The organism is Dickeya sp. NCPPB 3274 (genome assembly GCF_000406205.1).
Classification (GTDB): Bacteria; Pseudomonadota; Gammaproteobacteria; order Enterobacterales; family Enterobacteriaceae; genus Dickeya; species Dickeya fangzhongdai.
This window is the reverse complement of the sequence record NZ_CM001979.1, coordinates 4,959,221-4,975,403: the sequence shown is the minus strand read 5'-3', so window position 1 is coordinate 4,975,403 and position 16,183 is coordinate 4,959,221. Positions and strand designations below refer to the sequence as shown.

At 57.8% G+C, this 16,183-nt stretch carries 17 protein-coding genes; 16 read left to right on the top strand and 1 reads right to left on the bottom strand.

What is annotated here, in order from left to right; genetic code table 11:
- Positions 1 to 38: 38 nt before the first annotated feature.
- From DXX3274_RS22215 to DXX3274_RS22140, 16 genes are read left to right on the top strand one after another with little or no spacing between them, the layout of a single operon-like run.
- The gene (locus DXX3274_RS22215; protein WP_042861773.1) at positions 39 to 776 is read left to right on the top strand and encodes a beta-ketoacyl synthase chain length factor; all 738 of its coding nucleotides are present in this window, start codon (positions 39 to 41) and stop codon (positions 774 to 776) included.
- Positions 769 to 1,554, top strand: a complete 786-nt coding sequence (locus tag DXX3274_RS22210) for a 1-acyl-sn-glycerol-3-phosphate acyltransferase (RefSeq protein ID WP_042861772.1) — start codon at positions 769 to 771, stop codon at positions 1,552 to 1,554. Before DXX3274_RS22215 ends, DXX3274_RS22210 begins: the two co-directional genes overlap by 8 nt.
- A gap of 33 nt (positions 1,555 to 1,587) precedes the next feature.
- On the top strand, positions 1,588 to 1,854 hold the full coding sequence (locus tag DXX3274_RS22205) for a phosphopantetheine-binding protein (RefSeq protein ID WP_038664049.1): 267 nt from the start codon (positions 1,588 to 1,590) through the stop codon (positions 1,852 to 1,854).
- A gap of 22 nt (positions 1,855 to 1,876) precedes the next feature.
- The gene (locus tag DXX3274_RS22200) at positions 1,877 to 2,131 is read left to right on the top strand and encodes an acyl carrier protein (protein WP_080762556.1); all 255 of its coding nucleotides are present in this window, start codon (positions 1,877 to 1,879) and stop codon (positions 2,129 to 2,131) included.
- Entirely contained in the window at positions 2,118 to 2,705 is a 588-nt protein-coding gene (locus DXX3274_RS22195; RefSeq protein WP_042861771.1) for a hypothetical protein, read from the top strand. Before DXX3274_RS22200 ends, DXX3274_RS22195 begins: the two co-directional genes overlap by 14 nt.
- A gap of 59 nt (positions 2,706 to 2,764) precedes the next feature.
- Positions 2,765 to 4,138, top strand: a complete 1,374-nt coding sequence (locus DXX3274_RS22190) for an AMP-binding protein (RefSeq protein ID WP_042861770.1) — start codon at positions 2,765 to 2,767, stop codon at positions 4,136 to 4,138.
- Positions 4,125 to 4,529, top strand: coding sequence for a hydroxymyristoyl-ACP dehydratase (locus DXX3274_RS22185; protein WP_042861767.1), 405 nt, complete (start codon positions 4,125 to 4,127; stop codon positions 4,527 to 4,529). The genes DXX3274_RS22190 and DXX3274_RS22185 overlap by 14 nt, the downstream gene beginning before the upstream one ends.
- Positions 4,520 to 6,229, top strand: a complete 1,710-nt coding sequence (locus DXX3274_RS22180) for a glycosyltransferase (protein WP_042861765.1) — start codon at positions 4,520 to 4,522, stop codon at positions 6,227 to 6,229. The genes DXX3274_RS22185 and DXX3274_RS22180 overlap by 10 nt, the downstream gene beginning before the upstream one ends.
- The gene (locus DXX3274_RS22175) at positions 6,226 to 6,654 is read left to right on the top strand and encodes a thioesterase family protein (RefSeq protein ID WP_042861764.1); all 429 of its coding nucleotides are present in this window, start codon (positions 6,226 to 6,228) and stop codon (positions 6,652 to 6,654) included. The genes DXX3274_RS22180 and DXX3274_RS22175 overlap by 4 nt, the downstream gene beginning before the upstream one ends.
- Before the next feature lie 26 nt (positions 6,655 to 6,680).
- Positions 6,681 to 7,289, top strand: coding sequence for an outer membrane lipoprotein carrier protein LolA (locus DXX3274_RS22170; protein WP_042862288.1), 609 nt, complete (start codon positions 6,681 to 6,683; stop codon positions 7,287 to 7,289).
- Entirely contained in the window at positions 7,261 to 9,585 is a 2,325-nt protein-coding gene (locus DXX3274_RS22165; RefSeq protein WP_042861762.1) for an MMPL family transporter, read from the top strand. Before DXX3274_RS22170 ends, DXX3274_RS22165 begins: the two co-directional genes overlap by 29 nt.
- Positions 9,582 to 10,154 (top strand): DUF3261 domain-containing protein, encoded by a 573-nt coding sequence (locus DXX3274_RS22160; protein ID WP_042861761.1) that lies wholly within the window; start codon positions 9,582 to 9,584, stop codon positions 10,152 to 10,154. Before DXX3274_RS22165 ends, DXX3274_RS22160 begins: the two co-directional genes overlap by 4 nt.
- A 1-nt stretch (position 10,155) precedes the next feature.
- Complete coding sequence (locus DXX3274_RS22155; protein WP_042861760.1) at positions 10,156 to 11,313, top strand: beta-ketoacyl-[acyl-carrier-protein] synthase family protein; 1,158 nt, start codon at positions 10,156 to 10,158, stop codon at positions 11,311 to 11,313.
- The gene (locus DXX3274_RS22150) at positions 11,306 to 11,779 is read left to right on the top strand and encodes a hotdog family protein (protein WP_042861758.1); all 474 of its coding nucleotides are present in this window, start codon (positions 11,306 to 11,308) and stop codon (positions 11,777 to 11,779) included. The genes DXX3274_RS22155 and DXX3274_RS22150 overlap by 8 nt, the downstream gene beginning before the upstream one ends.
- Positions 11,779 to 12,510, top strand: coding sequence for a 3-ketoacyl-ACP reductase FabG2 (locus DXX3274_RS22145; protein ID WP_042861757.1), 732 nt, complete (start codon positions 11,779 to 11,781; stop codon positions 12,508 to 12,510). Before DXX3274_RS22150 ends, DXX3274_RS22145 begins: the two co-directional genes overlap by 1 nt.
- On the top strand, positions 12,510 to 13,736 hold the full coding sequence (locus DXX3274_RS22140; RefSeq protein WP_038664015.1) for a beta-ketoacyl-ACP synthase: 1,227 nt from the start codon (positions 12,510 to 12,512) through the stop codon (positions 13,734 to 13,736). The genes DXX3274_RS22145 and DXX3274_RS22140 overlap by 1 nt, the downstream gene beginning before the upstream one ends.
- A 70-nt stretch (positions 13,737 to 13,806) precedes the next feature.
- Here the strand turns inward: DXX3274_RS22140 and DXX3274_RS22135 are convergent, their stop codons facing one another.
- Positions 13,807 to 16,122, bottom strand: coding sequence for a diguanylate cyclase (locus DXX3274_RS22135; protein ID WP_042861755.1), 2,316 nt, complete (start codon positions 16,120 to 16,122; stop codon positions 13,807 to 13,809).
- Positions 16,123 to 16,183: the final 61 nt, after the last annotated feature.

Below are 16,183 nucleotides of genomic sequence, written 5' to 3'. Positions count from 1 at the left end.
TCCGCGTGTTTTAACGCAATGATTCGGAATACACGGGTATGAGATTGGCTTTTACACTCCTTGACTGGCAAGCCAGCGCACCAGGGTTAGGCGAACTGTCGGCATGGCAACAATGGGCGATGCAGCCCGCGGTGGTTGATGCGACTGGGCCGCTGACGAAATGCGATCAACTGCCGATGATGACGGCGCGTCGGCTCAACAGCGGTAGCCGAATGGCGGTCAACAATGGCCTGGCTCTGCTACGGCGTCAGCCGGAAATCGAGGCGATTGTCTTTACCAGCCGCCACGGCGAGCTGGAGCGTAACCTGCGTATTTTGCTGGCGTTATCAAAGCAGGAAAGCCTGTCCCCCACGGATTTCGCCATGTCGGTTCATAATTCTGCGGTAGGCAGCCTGACCATTGCAGCTCAGGCGCCGCTGGTATCAACCTCTATTTCCGCCGGAATGGATTCCTTCCAGCAAGGGCTGGTGGAAGTCGCGGCCTTGCAGTCGGCAGGGTATTCCCATGTGCTGTTGGTGGATTTCGATGGCGTCATTCCTGAGTTTTATCACTCTCTGGTTGCCGGGCAGATGCCGCGTTATCCCTACGCGGTCGCGTTGTTGCTGGCGCCTGGCGCCACTCTGACCTGCGAAACCCGGGCGATGGTTGACGGCGCTACGGAGCCTGCATTGCCGCAGAGTCTGCAATTTCTGCACGGTTGGTTGTCTTGCAACGCTACATTTGCGGTTGATGGCGAGCGCCAGCGCTGGCAATGGACGACGGTGCATCATGTCTGAGTCGTCGCTGTCTCTAAACCGCTCGTCGCGCCTGAACTGGTGCTGGCGATTAGTGATGACCGGATGCTGCTTCGGGTTGTTCAGCCTGGGCGGCCTGCTGTTGTCCACGGTCTGGTTCAATGTGCTGTTGCTGGTGCAGCGTGATGAAACCAAGCGTCGGGTATGGGCGCGTCGCAGCATTGCCTTCAGTTTCCGTTGTTTCCTGCGCAGCGCCCGTGCTGTGGGGGTGCTGGAGTATCAGATTGATGGCGTTGAAACGCTGCGCGGCGATCGCGGTTGTCTGGTGGTAGCCAATCATCCCACATTGATTGACTACGTCCTGCTGGCCTCTGTGATGCCGGATGTCGACTGTCTGGTGAAAGCGGAACTACGCCGGAACATTTTTTTCCGCGGCGTTATCCGGGCGGCGGATTATCTGGTCAACAGTCAGTCCGATACTTTACTGCCTGATTGTCATCAGCGGCTTAATCGCGGGGATGTCATCATGATTTTCCCCGAGGGTACCCGCACCCGTTATCAGCAACCGGTGACGCTACAACGCGGTGCTGCCAATATCGCCGTACGTTGCGGCTGCGATTTACGCATCGTGCATATTCTCTGCAGCCAGCAAACACTGGGAAAACAGAGCCGCTGGTATCAGATTCCGCCTGAAAAACCCTGCTTTACCATCCGGGTTCGCGAACGTATCGGCAGTCAGACATTTATTACCGGGGAAGACGAACTGCCGCTGGCGGCACGCCGTCTGAATCGTTTTTTGCAGCAGTCTCTAACGCTTTAATAAGCATAATAAATCAGAAAACAGGTATGAGTTATGGAAGATCTTTTCCTTGAAATCAAACAGATGATTATCGATGCCTTGAACCTTGAGGAGGTGAGCGTCGATGAAATCGAGACTGAGGCCCCTTTGTTTGGCGAAGGCCTGGGGCTGGATTCGATCGATGCGCTTGAGCTCGGTCTGGCGGTGAAAAACCGCTATGGTGTGGTGCTTTCCGCCGAAAGCGAGGAAATGCGGCAGCATTTCTTTTCCGTCGCGACGCTGGCGTCATTCATTATGTCTCAGCGTCAGGCCTGCGCCTGATTGAAAAGATGATGGGTTTATCATGGATAAAAATGAAATTTATAACGAAATCAAAACGCTGCTGGTAAAGCTGTTTGAACTCGACGAAGACGACATCACGCTGGAATCGCGTTTGTATGAAGATCTGGAACTGGACAGCATCGACGCGGTTGACATGGTGGTGCATTTGCAAAAACGCATTGGCCGCAAGATTTCACCGGAAACCTTCAAATCCGTACGTACCGTACAGGATGTCGTGAACGCTATCGAGCAACTGATGGGCCATGAAGGCAAATGAGGCCGGGCGGCGCCTGCATCGCATAACCGGCGTGTTGGTGGGCGTGATGACGCTGAGCTGGCCTTTTCTGGTGTGGTTCAGTATTACGCATCCCGATCATCGTTGGTTATTGCCGCTGTTGGCGTTGTTGTTTCTGGCACGCATGCTGATGCTCAGGGGCGACCGCGGATTGTTCAGGGAAACCGGGCTGTTGCTGGCGGCGGTAGGGGCGGCGCTGTGTATTGCCAGCCTGTGGCTGCGGGACCGGCAGTGGCTGATGTGGTATCCGGTGGCGGTGAACGCCGTCATGCTGACGTTGTTTTTCGGTTCGCTGTTCAGCCGAATGCCGTTCATTGAGCGTATTGCTCGCTTACGGGAACCGGATCTACCTGCCAAAGCCATTGCTTACACGCGACGTGTTACGCAAGTCTGGTGCCTGTTTTTTGTTTTCAATGGCGCGATAGCACTGCTGACCTGCCTGTTGGGAAATATGGTCTGGTGGACCGCATGGAATGGCATGTTCAGCTATCTGCTGATGGGGCTGTTGATGGGCGGCGAATGGTTGATACGCCAGCGACTAAGAACATCAGCCTGAACCGTTGACGGGCAGGCGGAATACCGCAAGGCCGGATGATAGAAGAATAGTGTGACGGAATGAATAATGTGACCGCCCGGTCATTGAATGACTGGTTAATCAACGACGAAACGTCAATCGCGCGCCTGGTCGCCACCAACGGTAAACAGGATTTTACCTTGACGATGATGCGTCATCAGGTGATGTCGCTCTGTCAGCAACTGATGTCATGCGGTGAATCACGCTGGGCGCTATGTTTTGACGACAGCTACCTGTTCACTGTGGCGCTGCTGGCGGCGCTGCACGCCGGGAAAACGCCGGTGATTTACGGCCATTGCCGCGAGTCCGTGCTGCGTGAACAGGATGATGAATTTGACGGGTTGTTGACCGACAACCGCATGACGCTGGCCTGTCGCTGCCTTTATCTTTCGGCTGAGACCCCGCCAGGGGATAGTCATCACATTGAAGATGTCGTACTGCCGCCGGTACCCGACGACGCCTGCCTGATTCTGTTTACTTCCGGTTCCACCGGTAAACCTCGTCAGATACATAAACCGATACGCTGCATGGATGAAGAAGCGCGCTGGCTGGCTCGGCTGTGGGGCGAGCGTCTGTGCGGCTGCCATGTGATGGCATCGGTTACCCACCAGCATATGTACGGGCTGACATTTCGTATCTGGTTGCCGATGTCGCTGGGGCTCAGTTTCGACAGCCGTCAGGTGTTGTATAGCGAGCAACTGGCGGCGCATTCATCGGATCGTCGTTACGCCTTTATCAGCAGTCCGGCGTTTCTGCGCCGGATTGACCATTCCCTGCAGGCTCCGTTTTGCGAATTGATTGTTTCGGCTGGCGGCGTCCTGCCGTGGCCGTGCGCGCAGTCCGCGCAACAGTGGTTGGGAAGCGCGGTGGATGAAATTTACGGCAGTACGGAAACCGGCGTGATGGGCTGGCGTTCCCGGCAAGATGAACAGACAGTCTGGCAGCCATTCCCCGGCGTCTCATTTCAGGGGGATGACGACGGGAGCTGGCGGGCGCGTTCCGCTCTTATCTCACCGCCTGAAGGCATGAAGCTGGACGACAAGCTGGCGTTTGATGAGCGCGGTTGTTTCCAGCTGTGCGGGCGTCACGATCGTATTGTCAAAATTGAAGATAAGCGTATTTCGCTCAGCGAGATTGAGCGTCGGTTGCTGTCGCTGCCGGAAATTGACGACGCGGTTGCCTTGCAGGTGACCCGGCAGGATCGAAGCGGCATTGGCGTGGTGCTGGTGCTGAAATCGCCGATGGCGCCCGCCGGGCTTCCGGCGTTGAAACGCCAGTGGCGCCACGAGTTGCACAAATGGCTGGAGCCGGTGGCGATGCCGCGGTTCTGGCGAATTGTCGACGCCATTCCTCTCAACAGTCAGAGCAAACGCGCCTGGCCGCAGATACAGGAGTTGTTTCATGCTGCCGGTTGAACTGTCACGCGCCTGCTCTCCATCGCAGGCGGAACTGCTGCTTTATGTTGATGCCGGCCTGTTCTGGTTCGATGGTCATTTCCCCCGGCAACCGTTGTTGCCCGGCGTGGCGCAGCTCGACTGGGCGTTGCATTACGGCCGGGAGATCCTGGCGCCTGGCTGGCGCTTTCTCTCGGTGGAAAACATCAAGTTCCAACACCCGGTATTGCCGGATAAAACCCTGCGTCTGACGCTGAACTGGCTGGAAGATAAACAACAATTGACGTTCAGCTACCATATTGTGGTTAATGAACCGATTGTGGTTAATGGGCCGACAGTGGCTAATGGACAGGATGCGCCGGTGCAGACCGGGCAGGCGGCCAGCAGCGGGAAAATTCGATTATGTCGATGAACCGCGAATTTTCGCCCTGTGTGGTGATCCCCTGTTACAACCACGGCGCGATGATGCGCAGCGTGCTGACGCGGCTGGCGCCGTTCGGCCTGCCGGTGTTGATCGTCGATGACGGCAGCGATGACGCGACACGGCAGGTACTGTCTCGTCTGACGGACGAGTTCGCCAGTGTGACGCTGTTTCGGCTGACGCAGAACAGCGGCAAGGGCGCCGCCGTCATGCACGGGTTGGCGATGGCGGCGGATGCCGGTTACAGCCATGCGCTACAGATTGACGCCGATGGTCAGCATCACATCGAAGATACGCCGCGTATGCTGGCACAAGCGCGCGCCTGGCCGGACTGCCTGATCTCCGGGCGACCGCTGTACGATGCGTCGGTGCCGCGTTCGCGGCTATATGGCCGTTATGTCACCCATGTCTGGGTATGGATCGAAACGCTCTCGTTGTCGCTGAAAGACAGCATGTGCGGATTCCGGGTCTACCCTATCGCGCCGACGCTGGCGTTGTCGGCGCAGCGGGCGATCGGCCGTCGTATGGATTTTGATACCGAAATCATGGTGCGACTTTACTGGCAGGGCACCTTCAGCCGGTTTGTACCTACCCGGGTCATTTACCCTGAAAACGGGTTGTCTCACTTTGATGCTCTGCGCGACAACCTGCGCATTTCCTGGATGCACACCCGCTTATTTTTCGGCATGTTGCCGCGCATTCCGTCGTTGCTCAAACGCCGTCGTGAACCGCACTGGGCCGCTATCAATGAACGCAAGGGCATGCTGGGGATGCGTTTCATGCTGCAGGTTTACCGGTGGTTTGGTCGCCGGGCGTTTACCCTGCTGTTGTGGCCGGTGATCGCGTTTTACTGGCTGACCGGGGGGCCGCAGCGCAAAGCCTCGCAGAACTGGCTGCGCGCGGTGCGTCTTTATGCCCGCCAGCATCATGTCGGCCTGCCGCGTCCGCTGACCAGTTATCATCATTTTCTGCGTTTTGGTCACGCCATGATCGACAAAATCGCCAGCTGGCGCGGTGACCTGCAATGGGGACGGGATATCGATTTCGCGCCGGGAGCATTGGAGGCCATCAATCAGGGAAGACAGCGCGGGCAACTGATTCTGGCGTCTCATCTCGGCGATATTGAAGTGTGCCGTGGGCTGGCCCGTCAGGTCAGCGGGCTGGTGATCAATGCGCTGGTGTTTACCGACAATGCCCAGCGTTTCCGGCAGCTTCAGGAAGCGGTGGCGCCGCAGGCCGGGGTTAACCTGATTCCGGTCAGTGATATCGGTCCGGATACCGCCATATTGCTGCAACAGAAGCTGGATGCGGGCGAATGGGTGGCGATCGTGGGCGATCGCACCGCGGTTAATCGTCAGCGTGGCGGCGGGCGGCGGGTGGTCTGGAGCCCGTTTCTCGGTCGGCCGGCGCCGTTTCCTCAGGGGCCGTTCGTGCTGGCGGCGGCGTTGCGTTGTCCGGTATTGCTGATGTTCGCCATTCGCGAACGCGACAAATTGCGCGTTTATTGCGAACCGTTCGCCGACCCGATTTTGTTGCCGCGCGCCCATCGTCAGAGCGCTTTGCAACAGGTGGTGGATCGCTACGCCGGGCGACTGGAACACCACGCGCTGAAAGCGCCGCTGGACTGGTTCAATTTTTTCGATTTTTGGCAGCTGTCGGATGACACGCCGGCTGATGGGGAAAACACATGAGTGCGTTAACGGATCTCAACCTTAGCCATGAGGTTGAGCTGGTCGTCTCTTTCCATGACTGCGACCCGATGGGCGTGGTCTGGCACGGCAATTACTTTCGCTTTTTCGAGGTGGCGCGCGAAGCGTTGCTGGGCAAATTCAACTACGGCTATCGGGAAATGAAAGCCTCCGGCTACGTCTGGCCGGTGGTGGATACCCGGGTGAAATACCGTTCAGTGCTGACCTACGAGCAGCGGATCCGTGTGCGGGCGACGATTGAGGAAGTGGAAAACCGGCTGCGCATCGCCTACCAGATTTTCGATGTGGAAAGCGGGCAACGCACCACCACCGGTTACACCATTCAGGTGGCGGTGGAAGAGGGCGGCAAGACCCTGAGTTTTGTTTCGCCGCCAATTTTGTTGGAGCGCCTGGGAGTGACCGTATGAAAACGATCAACGTGAAGATGATCAACATGGTAAGGCCTATTCTGCTGGCCGTTATGACGCTTCTGAGCCTGACGGCGCAAGCAGTTACGCTGGATGAATTGCAGCAGCGCTTCAGCAGCCAGCCGGTGGTGCGTGCCGATTTTACCCAGATGCGGCAAATCAATGGGATGGCGCAGCCGCTTAAATCGAGCGGCGCGATGCTGATTGCCCGCCAGAAAGGGCTGTGGTGGCATCAGGCCAAACCCTTCCCGATGACGCTGGTGCTGGATGACAAGCGTATGGTGCAGGTGATGAACGGTCAGCCGCCGCAGATCGTCACCGCGGAAAGTCAGCCGCAGATGTTCCAGTTCAACCATTTGTTGCGGGCGCTGTTTCAGGCCGACCGCCAGGTGCTGGAGCAGAATTTCCGGGTCGATTTTAACGACCTGGGCCAACAGCGCTGGCGTTTGGTATTGACCCCGACAGTTTCTCCGCTGGATAAGCTGTTCAATGCCATTACCCTGAACGGACAAGCCTTTCTCGACGAGATCGTGATCGACGATCGTCAGGGAGATATGACCCGCATCATCCTGAGCAATCAGCGTATTACTCCCCAGGTGTTAAGCGATGACGAGCAGACCCGATTCGTTTTCTGACTGGCATCGTCGCGCGGCGATAACCTGGGGGGCGATCATCGTTCTGTTGCTGCTGGCGCTGGCGTTACTGTGGCCGCAATCAAGAATCAACAGCAGCGTGCTGGCTCTGTTGCCGGGCCAGACGATGGGCAAAGCGCCGCCTGAACTTCAGCAAGGATTCATGCAGCGGCTCGACCGGCAAATGGTGTGGCTGGTGACGGCGGGAGATCAGGCAGATCCGGCGGTGGCCGAACGCTGGTTGCAGCAATTGCGCTCACTGCCTGAACTGAAACAGGTCAACGGACCGGTGGACGCGCAACAGCAACAAGCATGGGGCCGTTTTGCCTTTGAACATCGCAACGGACTGATAGATAGCGCCACCCGCCAGCGTTTGCAGCAGGGCGGTGATGCTCAGGCCGATTGGGTGTTGTCGCAACTTTATTCCGCCTTTGCCGGCGTCAGCGGCATGGAGCTGACGCATGACCCGTTATTGCTGGTGAGGGGCTCTCAGCTGGCGCTGCAACAACAGGCCAGTCAGATGGGGTTGACGCAAGGGTGGCTGACGGTCAGGGACAAGGAAGGGCGTACCTGGTATTTCCTGCATGGCGAACTGCCGGGCGGCAGTGCGTTTGATATGACCGCCGGGCGTCAGCTAGTGGAAAAACTGGAGCGATTTCAGGGCGAATTGCGCACGGCGTTTCCGCAATCACAGGTATTGACCCGCAGTACGCTGTTGTTCAGCGACTACGCCAGCCAGCAGGCCAGGCACGATGTGTCGACGCTGGGCTCCGTCACGGTGGCTGGCGTGCTGTTGCTGGTGTTTCTGGTATTCCGCTCCGCCCGGCCGCTGGCCTTATGCGCGCTGTCGGTAGCGATTGGCGCGCTGGCCGGTACGGTCTGCACGCTGCTGTTGTTCGGCGAAATACACCTGATGACGCTGGTGATGAGCCTCAGCATTGTGGGGATTTCTGCCGATTACACCCTGTATTACCTGACGGAACGCATGGTGCACGGCGGCGCGGTGTCGCCGCTGGACAGTTTGCGTAAGGTGTTGCCGGCGTTGCTGCTGGCGCTCGCCACTACCGTGGTGGCTTACCTGATCATCGTGCTGGCGCCGTTCCCCGGCCTGCGGCAGTTGTCGGTGTTTGCCGCATCGGGGCTGACGGCGTCGTGCCTGACGGTCATTGCCTGGTACCCGTTTCTGGCGCGTGGTTTGCCGGTGCGGCCGATACCGGCGATGGTGCTGATGGGGCGGTGGCTGGCGGCCTGGCGCCGTAATTCGCGCGTGCGTTGGGGTATCCCCGGTCTGGTGCTGGTCGTCGGCGTGATCGGGGTGTTGCGCATTGACGTGAACGACGATATCGCACAGTTGCAGTCGCTGCCGCCGTCGCTGATGCAGCAGGAGCGTCAAATCAGCGCGCTGACCGGTCAGCAGGCCGACCAGACCTGGTTTATGGTGTATGGCGATTCGCCGGAGCAGACACTGCAGCGTCTGGAACAACTAGCGCCTGCACTGGAAGCGGCGCGGCAAAACCGTTATTTCTCATCCTATCGCCTGTTGCCGCTCAATTCCCAGCAGCGCCAACAGCAGGACGTACAGCTGATCGCCGGCGCCGCGCCTGTCGTGATGTCCCGCCTGCATGATGCCGGCGTTAATCTGGGCGAACCGGACATCCGGCCGATGACGGTGACTCCGGAAGCCTGGCTCAACGGCCCGCTTAGCGAAGGCTGGCGGTTGTTGTGGCTAACGTTGCCGAATGGCGCCAGCGGCGTGTTAGTGCCGGTGAATGGCGTGCGAGACAGCGGCAGGCTGGAAAAACTGTCGCAGGATTTGCCGGGGGTAGTGTGGATCGATCGTAAAAGCACGTTTGATCAGCTGTTTGGCCTGTATCGTATGATTCTTGGCGCCTTGCTGGCGGTTGCCGTCGGCGTGATCGCGTTGAGTTATGTGCTGCGTCTGGGCATCCGCCGCGGCGTGATCAGCGTGCTGCCGTCGGTGTTGTCGTTGCTGGGCAGCGTGGCGGTGCTGGCGTTCAGCGGGCACCCTTTCAATCTGTTTTCATTGCTGGCGCTGGTGCTGGTGCTGGGTATCGGCATCAATTACACCTTGTTCTTCGGCAATCCGCGCGGTACGCCCATGACTTCGCTGCTGGCGGTGACGCTGGCGATGTGCACCACATTATTGACGTTGGGCATGCTGGTGTTCAGTAGTACGCAAGCCATCAGCAGTTTTGGCATCGTGCTGTGCGCCGGTATTTTTATCGCTTTTTTGCTGGCGCCGCTGGCGTTGCCGGATTCAAAAGGGAAACGAAAATGAGAGTATCAGCCAATCTGATCCTGATGGCGGCCGTGCTGTTGCTGAGCGCCTGCGCCGGTAAACCGTCGGATCCCCGTCCGCAGGCGTGGCTCAAACCTGGCGTGAAGGTCACGCTGCCTGCGCCGGGTATTACGCCGGCAGTGGAGCAACAGCAATTGCTGACGGGCAATTACAAAGGTAAACAGCAATCGTTGTTGGTGCTGCTGCACGCCGATCAGCGCCAGCTGTCGCTGGCCGGCCTGTCATCGTTGGGGATCCGCCTGTTTCGCATCACCTATGACGCCGCCGGCGTGCATACCGAACAGTCGCTGGTGTTACCGGAATTGCCGCCAGCCAGCCAGGTGCTGGCCGATATCATGCTGAGTCACTGGCCGTTGTCGGTCTGGCAGCAGCAGTTGCCGGCAGGCTGGACGTTGAAAGATGACGGCGATATCCGCCGACTGCGTGATAACCACGGCGAGCTGATTGTCGAGATTCGCTACCAGCAGCGCAATAATCAGCGGGAGCCGGTCAGCGTGAAGCACCTCGCGTTTGGCTACCACATCGTTATTCAATATTTGGATGGTTAGCATGATTTATATCCATGCCGTCGGCCTGCTCAATGCGCTGGGTAACGATGCGGATGAAATCGTCCGCAACCTGGCCGCGGGGCGCGCGCCGGGAATGCGGCCTGACAGTCGCTGGTTGTTGCAGGATAAAATCTGCTGGACGGGCAACGTACTGGCGGATCTCCCGGCGGTGCCGCCGCATCTGGCCGCCCATGACAGCCGCAACAATCGGTTGCTGCTGGCGGCGCTGGAACAGATTCGCCCGCAGGTGGATGAGGCTGTTGCGCGGTTCGGCGTCGATCGCGTCGCGGTGATTATGGGCACCAGTACGTCGGGGCTGGACGAGGCCGATCGCTTTATCAGCGATGGTTTACCCACCTATCGCTATGCCCAGCAGGAATTGGGCGATCCTTCGCGTTTTCTGGCCGCGTATTTGGGTATAACCGGCCCGGCTTATACCCTCTCCACCGCCTGCTCGTCGAGCGTGCGGGCGGTGATCAGCGGAAAACGGCTGATTGAAGCCGGTCTGGCGGATGCGGCGATTGTCGGAGGCGCGGATACGCTCAGTCGTATGCCGATCAATGGGTTCGACAGCCTGGAGTCGCTATCGGCCAGACGTTGCATTCCTTTCAGCCGCCAGCGCGACGGTATTTCGATCGGCGAAGGCGGCGCGCTGATGCTGATTGGCCGTGAGCCGGCGGCGGTTGCCGTGCTGGGTGTGGGCGAATCGTCGGATGCCCATCACATGTCTGCGCCTCACCCTGAAGGTCTGGGCGCAAGACGCGCTATTATCATGGCGCTGGAGCAGGCGGGGCTGGCGCCGCACGAACTGGGGTACATCAACCTGCATGGTACGGCGACGCGGCTCAATGATCAGATCGAGGCGGCAGTTGTGCATGAAATTTTCGGCGAGGCGGTGCCGTGCAGTTCGACTAAGCACCTGACCGGACATATGCTGGGCGCGGCGGGCATCGGTGAGGCAGCGCTATGTTGGTTACTGCTGACGCGCGAGCTGCAACTGCCCGCACAGGATTTTTCAGACTGCGAACCGGATGACGCCCTGCCGGCCTGCGGTTTACTGACGGCGCCGGCTCCGCTGGCCCGGCCGGCGATCCTGTCCAACTCTTTTGCGTTCGGCGGCAATAACGCCTGCCTGATTCTGGGGAAAACCGATGAGTGACTATCGCCGCGCCGACTATTATCTGCCGCACGAGTCGCCGATGGTGATGGTGGACGAGGTGGTCCGGGTCGATCAGAACAGCGCCTGTTGCCGGGTCCGTGTCGGTCCGGGCAGCGTGCTGGGGCCGTTTCTTGATACCGATGGCAATCTGCCCGCCTGGTTTGGCATCGAAATTATCGCCCAGACGGTCGGCGTCTGGGCTGGCTGGCATCAGCGTCAGCATCAGGATGAAAAACCCCGGCCGGGCATGTTGCTGGGCGGCCGCGGTTACCGTTGCCAGCAGGCTGTTTTTCCGGCGGATTCCTTGCTGGAAGTCAACGTCACGCTGCTGATGCGTGATGACAAGATCGGCAGCTTTGACGGCGAAATTCTGATTGCGGGTGAAGTATTTGCATCGGGCCGGCTGAACACCTACCAGCCCGACGAGACTGAATTACAACGATTATTACAGCAGGAAAACGATTAATGACGCGTTCGGTATTAGTTACGGGAGCCAGTAAGGGGATTGGCCGCGCCATTGCGTTGCGACTGGCGCAGGATGGCTTTCTGGTGGTGGTGCATTATCACCGCGATCGGAACGGCGCTGACGAGACTCTGGAACAAATTACCCGGTTGGGCGGACAAGGACGCTGCATTCAGTTTGATATCGCCGAGCGGGAACAGTGCCGCACGGCGATAGAATCAGATATTGACGTACACGGCGCCTATTATGGCGTCGTCAGTAACGCAGGCATCACCCGCGACGGCGCGTTTCCGGCGCTGGACGAGCAGGCGTGGGACAGTGTGATTCACACTAATCTGGACAGTTTCTACAACGTTATCCATCCCTGTGTCATGCCGATGATTGGCCTACGTCAGGGGGGGCGCATTATTACGTTGTCTTCGGTTTCCGGCATTATGGGCAACCGCGGGCAGGTTAATTACAGTGCCGCCAAGGCCGGTATCATCGGTGCGACCAAAGCGCTGGCGATTGAGCTGGCGAAGCGGAAAATCACCGTGAACTGTATCGCGCCGGGGTTGATCGAAACCGGCATGACGCAGTTGGAACCGGTTGTCATTGACGAGGCGATGAAACTCATCCCGATGAAGCGGATGGGGCAGGCTGATGAAGTGGCCGGACTGGCCGGCTATCTGATGTCGGATATTGCCGGCTATGTGACCCGTCAGGTGATTTCAATCAATGGAGGCATGCTGTAATGCGTCGTGTGGTTGTGACAGGAATGGGCGGCGTCACCGCATTTGGCGACAACTGGGATCAGGTTGCCGGCGGACTGCTGGCAGGGCGCAACGCGGTGCGCAGCATGCCGGAATGGCAGGTTTATGACGGTCTGAACACCTTGCTGGGCGCGCCGGTAGAGGATTTCCAGTTGCCGGAGCATTATACCCGTAAGCGAATCCGCTCAATGGGGCGGGTGTCGCTGATGGCGACCCGGGCGACGGAGCTGGCGCTGGAGCAGGCAGGGCTACTGGGCCATCCGGTGCTCACCAATGGCGAAACCGGTATTGCTTACGGTTCGTCTACCGGCAGCACCGGCCCGGTCAGCGAGTTCGCCACTATGCTGACGGAAAAGCACACCAACAATATTACCGGCACCACCTATGTGCAGATGATGCCGCACACTACCGCGGTGAACGCCGGGTTGTTTTTTGGCTTGCGCGGGCGGGTGATTCCCACCTCTAGCGCCTGCACCTCGGGCAGCCAGGCGATAGGCTATGCCTGGGAAGCGATCCGACACGGTTATCAGACCGTGATGGTGGCCGGCGGCGCCGAGGAGCTGTGCCCGTCGGAAGCGGCGGTTTTCGATACGCTGTTCGCCACCAGCCAGCGCAATGATGCGCCGGAAACGACGCCGGCGCCGTTTGATGCCGGCCGAGACGGCCTGGTGATTGGTGAAGGCGCCGGGACGCTGATTCTGGAAGAACTGGAGCATGCGCAGGCGCGCGGCGCTACCATTTACGCCGAGTTGGTCGGTTTTTACACCAACTGCGACGCGGCGCATATTACCCAGCCGCAGCGTGAAACCATGCAGGTCTGTATTGAAGGCGCACTGCGGGTGGCCGGGTTAACGCCTGCCGATATCGGGTATATCAACGCGCATGGTACGGCTACCGATCGGGGCGACGTGGCGGAAAGCCAGGCTACGGCGGCGATCTTCGGCAACACCACGCCGATATCCTCACTGAAGAGCTATTTCGGACATACGCTGGGCGCGTGCGGCTCGCTGGAAGCCTGGATGTCGATTGAGATGATGCGTGCCGGATGGTTCGCACCGACGTTGAATTTGCGTCAGCCTGCGGAAGATTGCGGCGATCTGGATTACATCATCGGTGAACCCCGGCAGCTTGACGTGGAGTATATCCAGTCCAACAACTTTGCCTTTGGCGGTATCAACACCTCGTTGATTTTCCGGCGCTGGCCGTAATAGCTGCGTCAGCCCTGTGTTTAGCGATACAGGGCTGCTTCAGGTTCGTTTGTTTCCCGGCTTCATTCCGCTACTTCCATACCACCCGATTACGGCCGGCGTTTTTAGCTTCGTACAGCGCGTCGTCGGCCCGCTTCATATCGCTTTCGAAGCTGTCCTTCAGGTTCTGAACATTACGGTGTTTGATAAAAGTTGCACCGATGCTGACGGTAAAATGGAAGGAATAGCCGTCAACCGTGAACAGGGTGTTTTCCACTTCGGTGCGAATCCCGTTCATGATGGCATCGACATTATCGAGATTGGCGTTGTGGACGATCAAACCGAACTCTTCGCCGCCCAGGCGGGCGACGAAGTCGTCGGTACGCAGTTTGCCGGTAATGATCTCCGCCAGACGACAAATCGCCACGTCTCCGACGTGATGGCCGTACTGGTCATTAACCTTTTTGAAGAAGTCGATATCGATGATCGCCAGTGCGGTGTTTTTCTCATGGTTGCGGTAGCACTTTTCCGTTTCCAGAATATAGGCGCGTCGATTATGGATGCCGGTCAGCGCGTCGGTATTGGCCATTTCCAGCAGTTTTTCTTCCAGCTCTTCTCTGGCTCGCTGAGTTTCCAGCGCGTAGAACAGCGAGCCCAGCGTGTCGACGAACGGGCTGAGAAAGCGCAACTGCCGCTCATTGTAACCGTCGAAGCGGTTACCGAGCCCGATCATCCCCACCACTTCGTTACGGAAATAGATGGGCAACCCCATGAATTGTCGCAGGATTGGGTGGCCTGACGGCACGCCGCGCGAGGCGGAGTGGGAGCGCGGCGAATTGGTGATGACCGGTTTGCCGGTGATCACAACATGCCCGAACAGGTTGTCCAGGCTGGTGAACTGTAGTTTGTTTTGCAAAAAGGTATCGTAAGAGTTCTTGCTGTCGCCGTTCCAGCTGACGTTGGAAATGGCGACGATGTGCAGCACTTTCTTCCCATCGTGTTCTCTGACCTGACCGATAAAGCCGAACTCCGATTCAGAGATGGAAAGCAGGTCGTCAAAGATGGACATGCAGGCTTCCTGGATATCGGTTTTTTCCAGAAAGATCTTTTGGGCCCGGTTAATCAGCTCCAGCAGGCGTTTATCCGCCTCTTCCTGCAATTCCTTGTTTTTCTTCTCGGTAATATCCCGATGGGTGCCGGCGACCCGAATCGGTTTGCCTTTTTCGTTGTATTCCACCACCTTGCCGTAGGTTTCAATCCATACCCAGTGGCCTTTATTGTGGCGCATCCGGTATTGTTCGTTGATCAAGGTTGCCTGACCGGTGATGCAGGATTCCGCCGCCTGCACCATTCTTTCCCGATCCAGCGGGTGCATCAGCTGTTGCCAGTAATCCATTGAAGAGTCGAATTGGTCCTGCGTGACGCCCATCATTTCGCACCACTGTTTATTGACGCGAATATTGTGCCGCCCCAGGTCCCAGTCCCAGGTGCCAAGACTGGACGATTCCAGCACCAGCCGCATTTGGTTGTTGGTATCCACCAGCAGTTTTTGCAGGTATTTCTGATGGGAGTTATCGATCAGCAGCGCCTGCACGTGGCTGAGTTTGCCGTTGTGATGGTAGTTGGCGATGGAAAGCTGGCGAATCCACAGCGTTTTTCCCCTCGGCGACAAAAAGCGGTATTCGCATTCCAGATTCGCCACGCCTTTTTTATGGTTATCCAGCGCAAACAGCAGGTTCTCGTAGTCGTCCGGATGGATATAGTTTTCTATCGCCGCAGTGTTATGTCTGATGTCTTCTTCGGTAATACCCAGAACATGATGCGCATTGGGGGACATGTAGGAAATGTGCAGCATGTTGTCTTGCTGCCAGTTGATCAGCACCACGGAGGAGTTATTCAGCAGCCGGATTTCCTGTTCCCGATGCAACTGGTCACTATGCAGCTTGAACAGGGCTTCGGTGGTGCTGGCGACGAAGGCGGCGGTTTCTCGCGTCGTGTCATCCAGTGCCCGCGGTTGATAGTCGATGGCGGCCAGGGTGCCGACCACGACCTTGTCGAGCACCAGCGGTATGCCAAAGTAACTACGGATATGCGGAGCGCCGGTAACCAGCGGGTGCTCGCAAAACTGATGGTTTGTCAGCGTATCGGGAATCGATAGGGTGGTTTCGGTGGCAATCACCGAATTGCAAAATGCCACTTCCCGGGTCGTACACTCAATATCGATACCTTCGCTGAAAATCAGCCATTGCATGTCCAGATCGATAATCGAGATAAACGCCGCCGGAAAATTCAGTATTCGTGCAAACAATCTGACCTGGTTTTGAAAGGATTGCTGTAAGTGTAAGTCGAGCAAATGATATTCATTGATCTTTGCGACGCGCTGCTCATCGGTATTATGTTTTTTCATTGTCGGTTTTCCATTAAAAAAACAAATAAAATCAGTGTATTGCACCCCTGGTAACAAAACA

Excerpts from the sequence above, each read along its gene's own strand:
- DXX3274_RS22215 (WP_042861773.1), top strand. The coding sequence starts at position 39 with ATGAGATTGGCTTTTACACTCCTTGACTGGCAAGCCAGCGCACCAGGG.
- DXX3274_RS22210 (WP_042861772.1), top strand. The coding sequence starts at position 769 with ATGTCTGAGTCGTCGCTGTCTCTAAACCGCTCGTCGCGCCTGAACTGG.
- DXX3274_RS22205 (WP_038664049.1), top strand. The coding sequence starts at position 1,588 with ATGGAAGATCTTTTCCTTGAAATCAAACAGATGATTATCGATGCCTTG.
- DXX3274_RS22200 (WP_080762556.1), top strand. The coding sequence starts at position 1,877 with ATGGATAAAAATGAAATTTATAACGAAATCAAAACGCTGCTGGTAAAG.
- DXX3274_RS22195 (WP_042861771.1), top strand. The coding sequence starts at position 2,118 with ATGAAGGCAAATGAGGCCGGGCGGCGCCTGCATCGCATAACCGGCGTG.
- DXX3274_RS22190 (WP_042861770.1), top strand. The coding sequence starts at position 2,765 with ATGAATAATGTGACCGCCCGGTCATTGAATGACTGGTTAATCAACGAC.
- DXX3274_RS22185 (WP_042861767.1), top strand. The coding sequence starts at position 4,125 with ATGCTGCCGGTTGAACTGTCACGCGCCTGCTCTCCATCGCAGGCGGAA.
- DXX3274_RS22180 (WP_042861765.1), top strand. The coding sequence starts at position 4,520 with ATGTCGATGAACCGCGAATTTTCGCCCTGTGTGGTGATCCCCTGTTAC.
- DXX3274_RS22175 (WP_042861764.1), top strand. The coding sequence starts at position 6,226 with ATGAGTGCGTTAACGGATCTCAACCTTAGCCATGAGGTTGAGCTGGTC.
- DXX3274_RS22170 (WP_042862288.1), top strand. The coding sequence starts at position 6,681 with ATGGTAAGGCCTATTCTGCTGGCCGTTATGACGCTTCTGAGCCTGACG.
- DXX3274_RS22165 (WP_042861762.1), top strand. The coding sequence starts at position 7,261 with ATGACGAGCAGACCCGATTCGTTTTCTGACTGGCATCGTCGCGCGGCG.
- DXX3274_RS22160 (WP_042861761.1), top strand. The coding sequence starts at position 9,582 with ATGAGAGTATCAGCCAATCTGATCCTGATGGCGGCCGTGCTGTTGCTG.
- DXX3274_RS22155 (WP_042861760.1), top strand. The coding sequence starts at position 10,156 with ATGATTTATATCCATGCCGTCGGCCTGCTCAATGCGCTGGGTAACGAT.
- DXX3274_RS22150 (WP_042861758.1), top strand. The coding sequence starts at position 11,306 with ATGAGTGACTATCGCCGCGCCGACTATTATCTGCCGCACGAGTCGCCG.
- DXX3274_RS22145 (WP_042861757.1), top strand. The coding sequence starts at position 11,779 with ATGACGCGTTCGGTATTAGTTACGGGAGCCAGTAAGGGGATTGGCCGC.
- DXX3274_RS22140 (WP_038664015.1), top strand. The coding sequence starts at position 12,510 with ATGCGTCGTGTGGTTGTGACAGGAATGGGCGGCGTCACCGCATTTGGC.
- DXX3274_RS22135 (WP_042861755.1), bottom strand. The coding sequence starts at position 16,122 with ATGAAAAAACATAATACCGATGAGCAGCGCGTCGCAAAGATCAATGAA.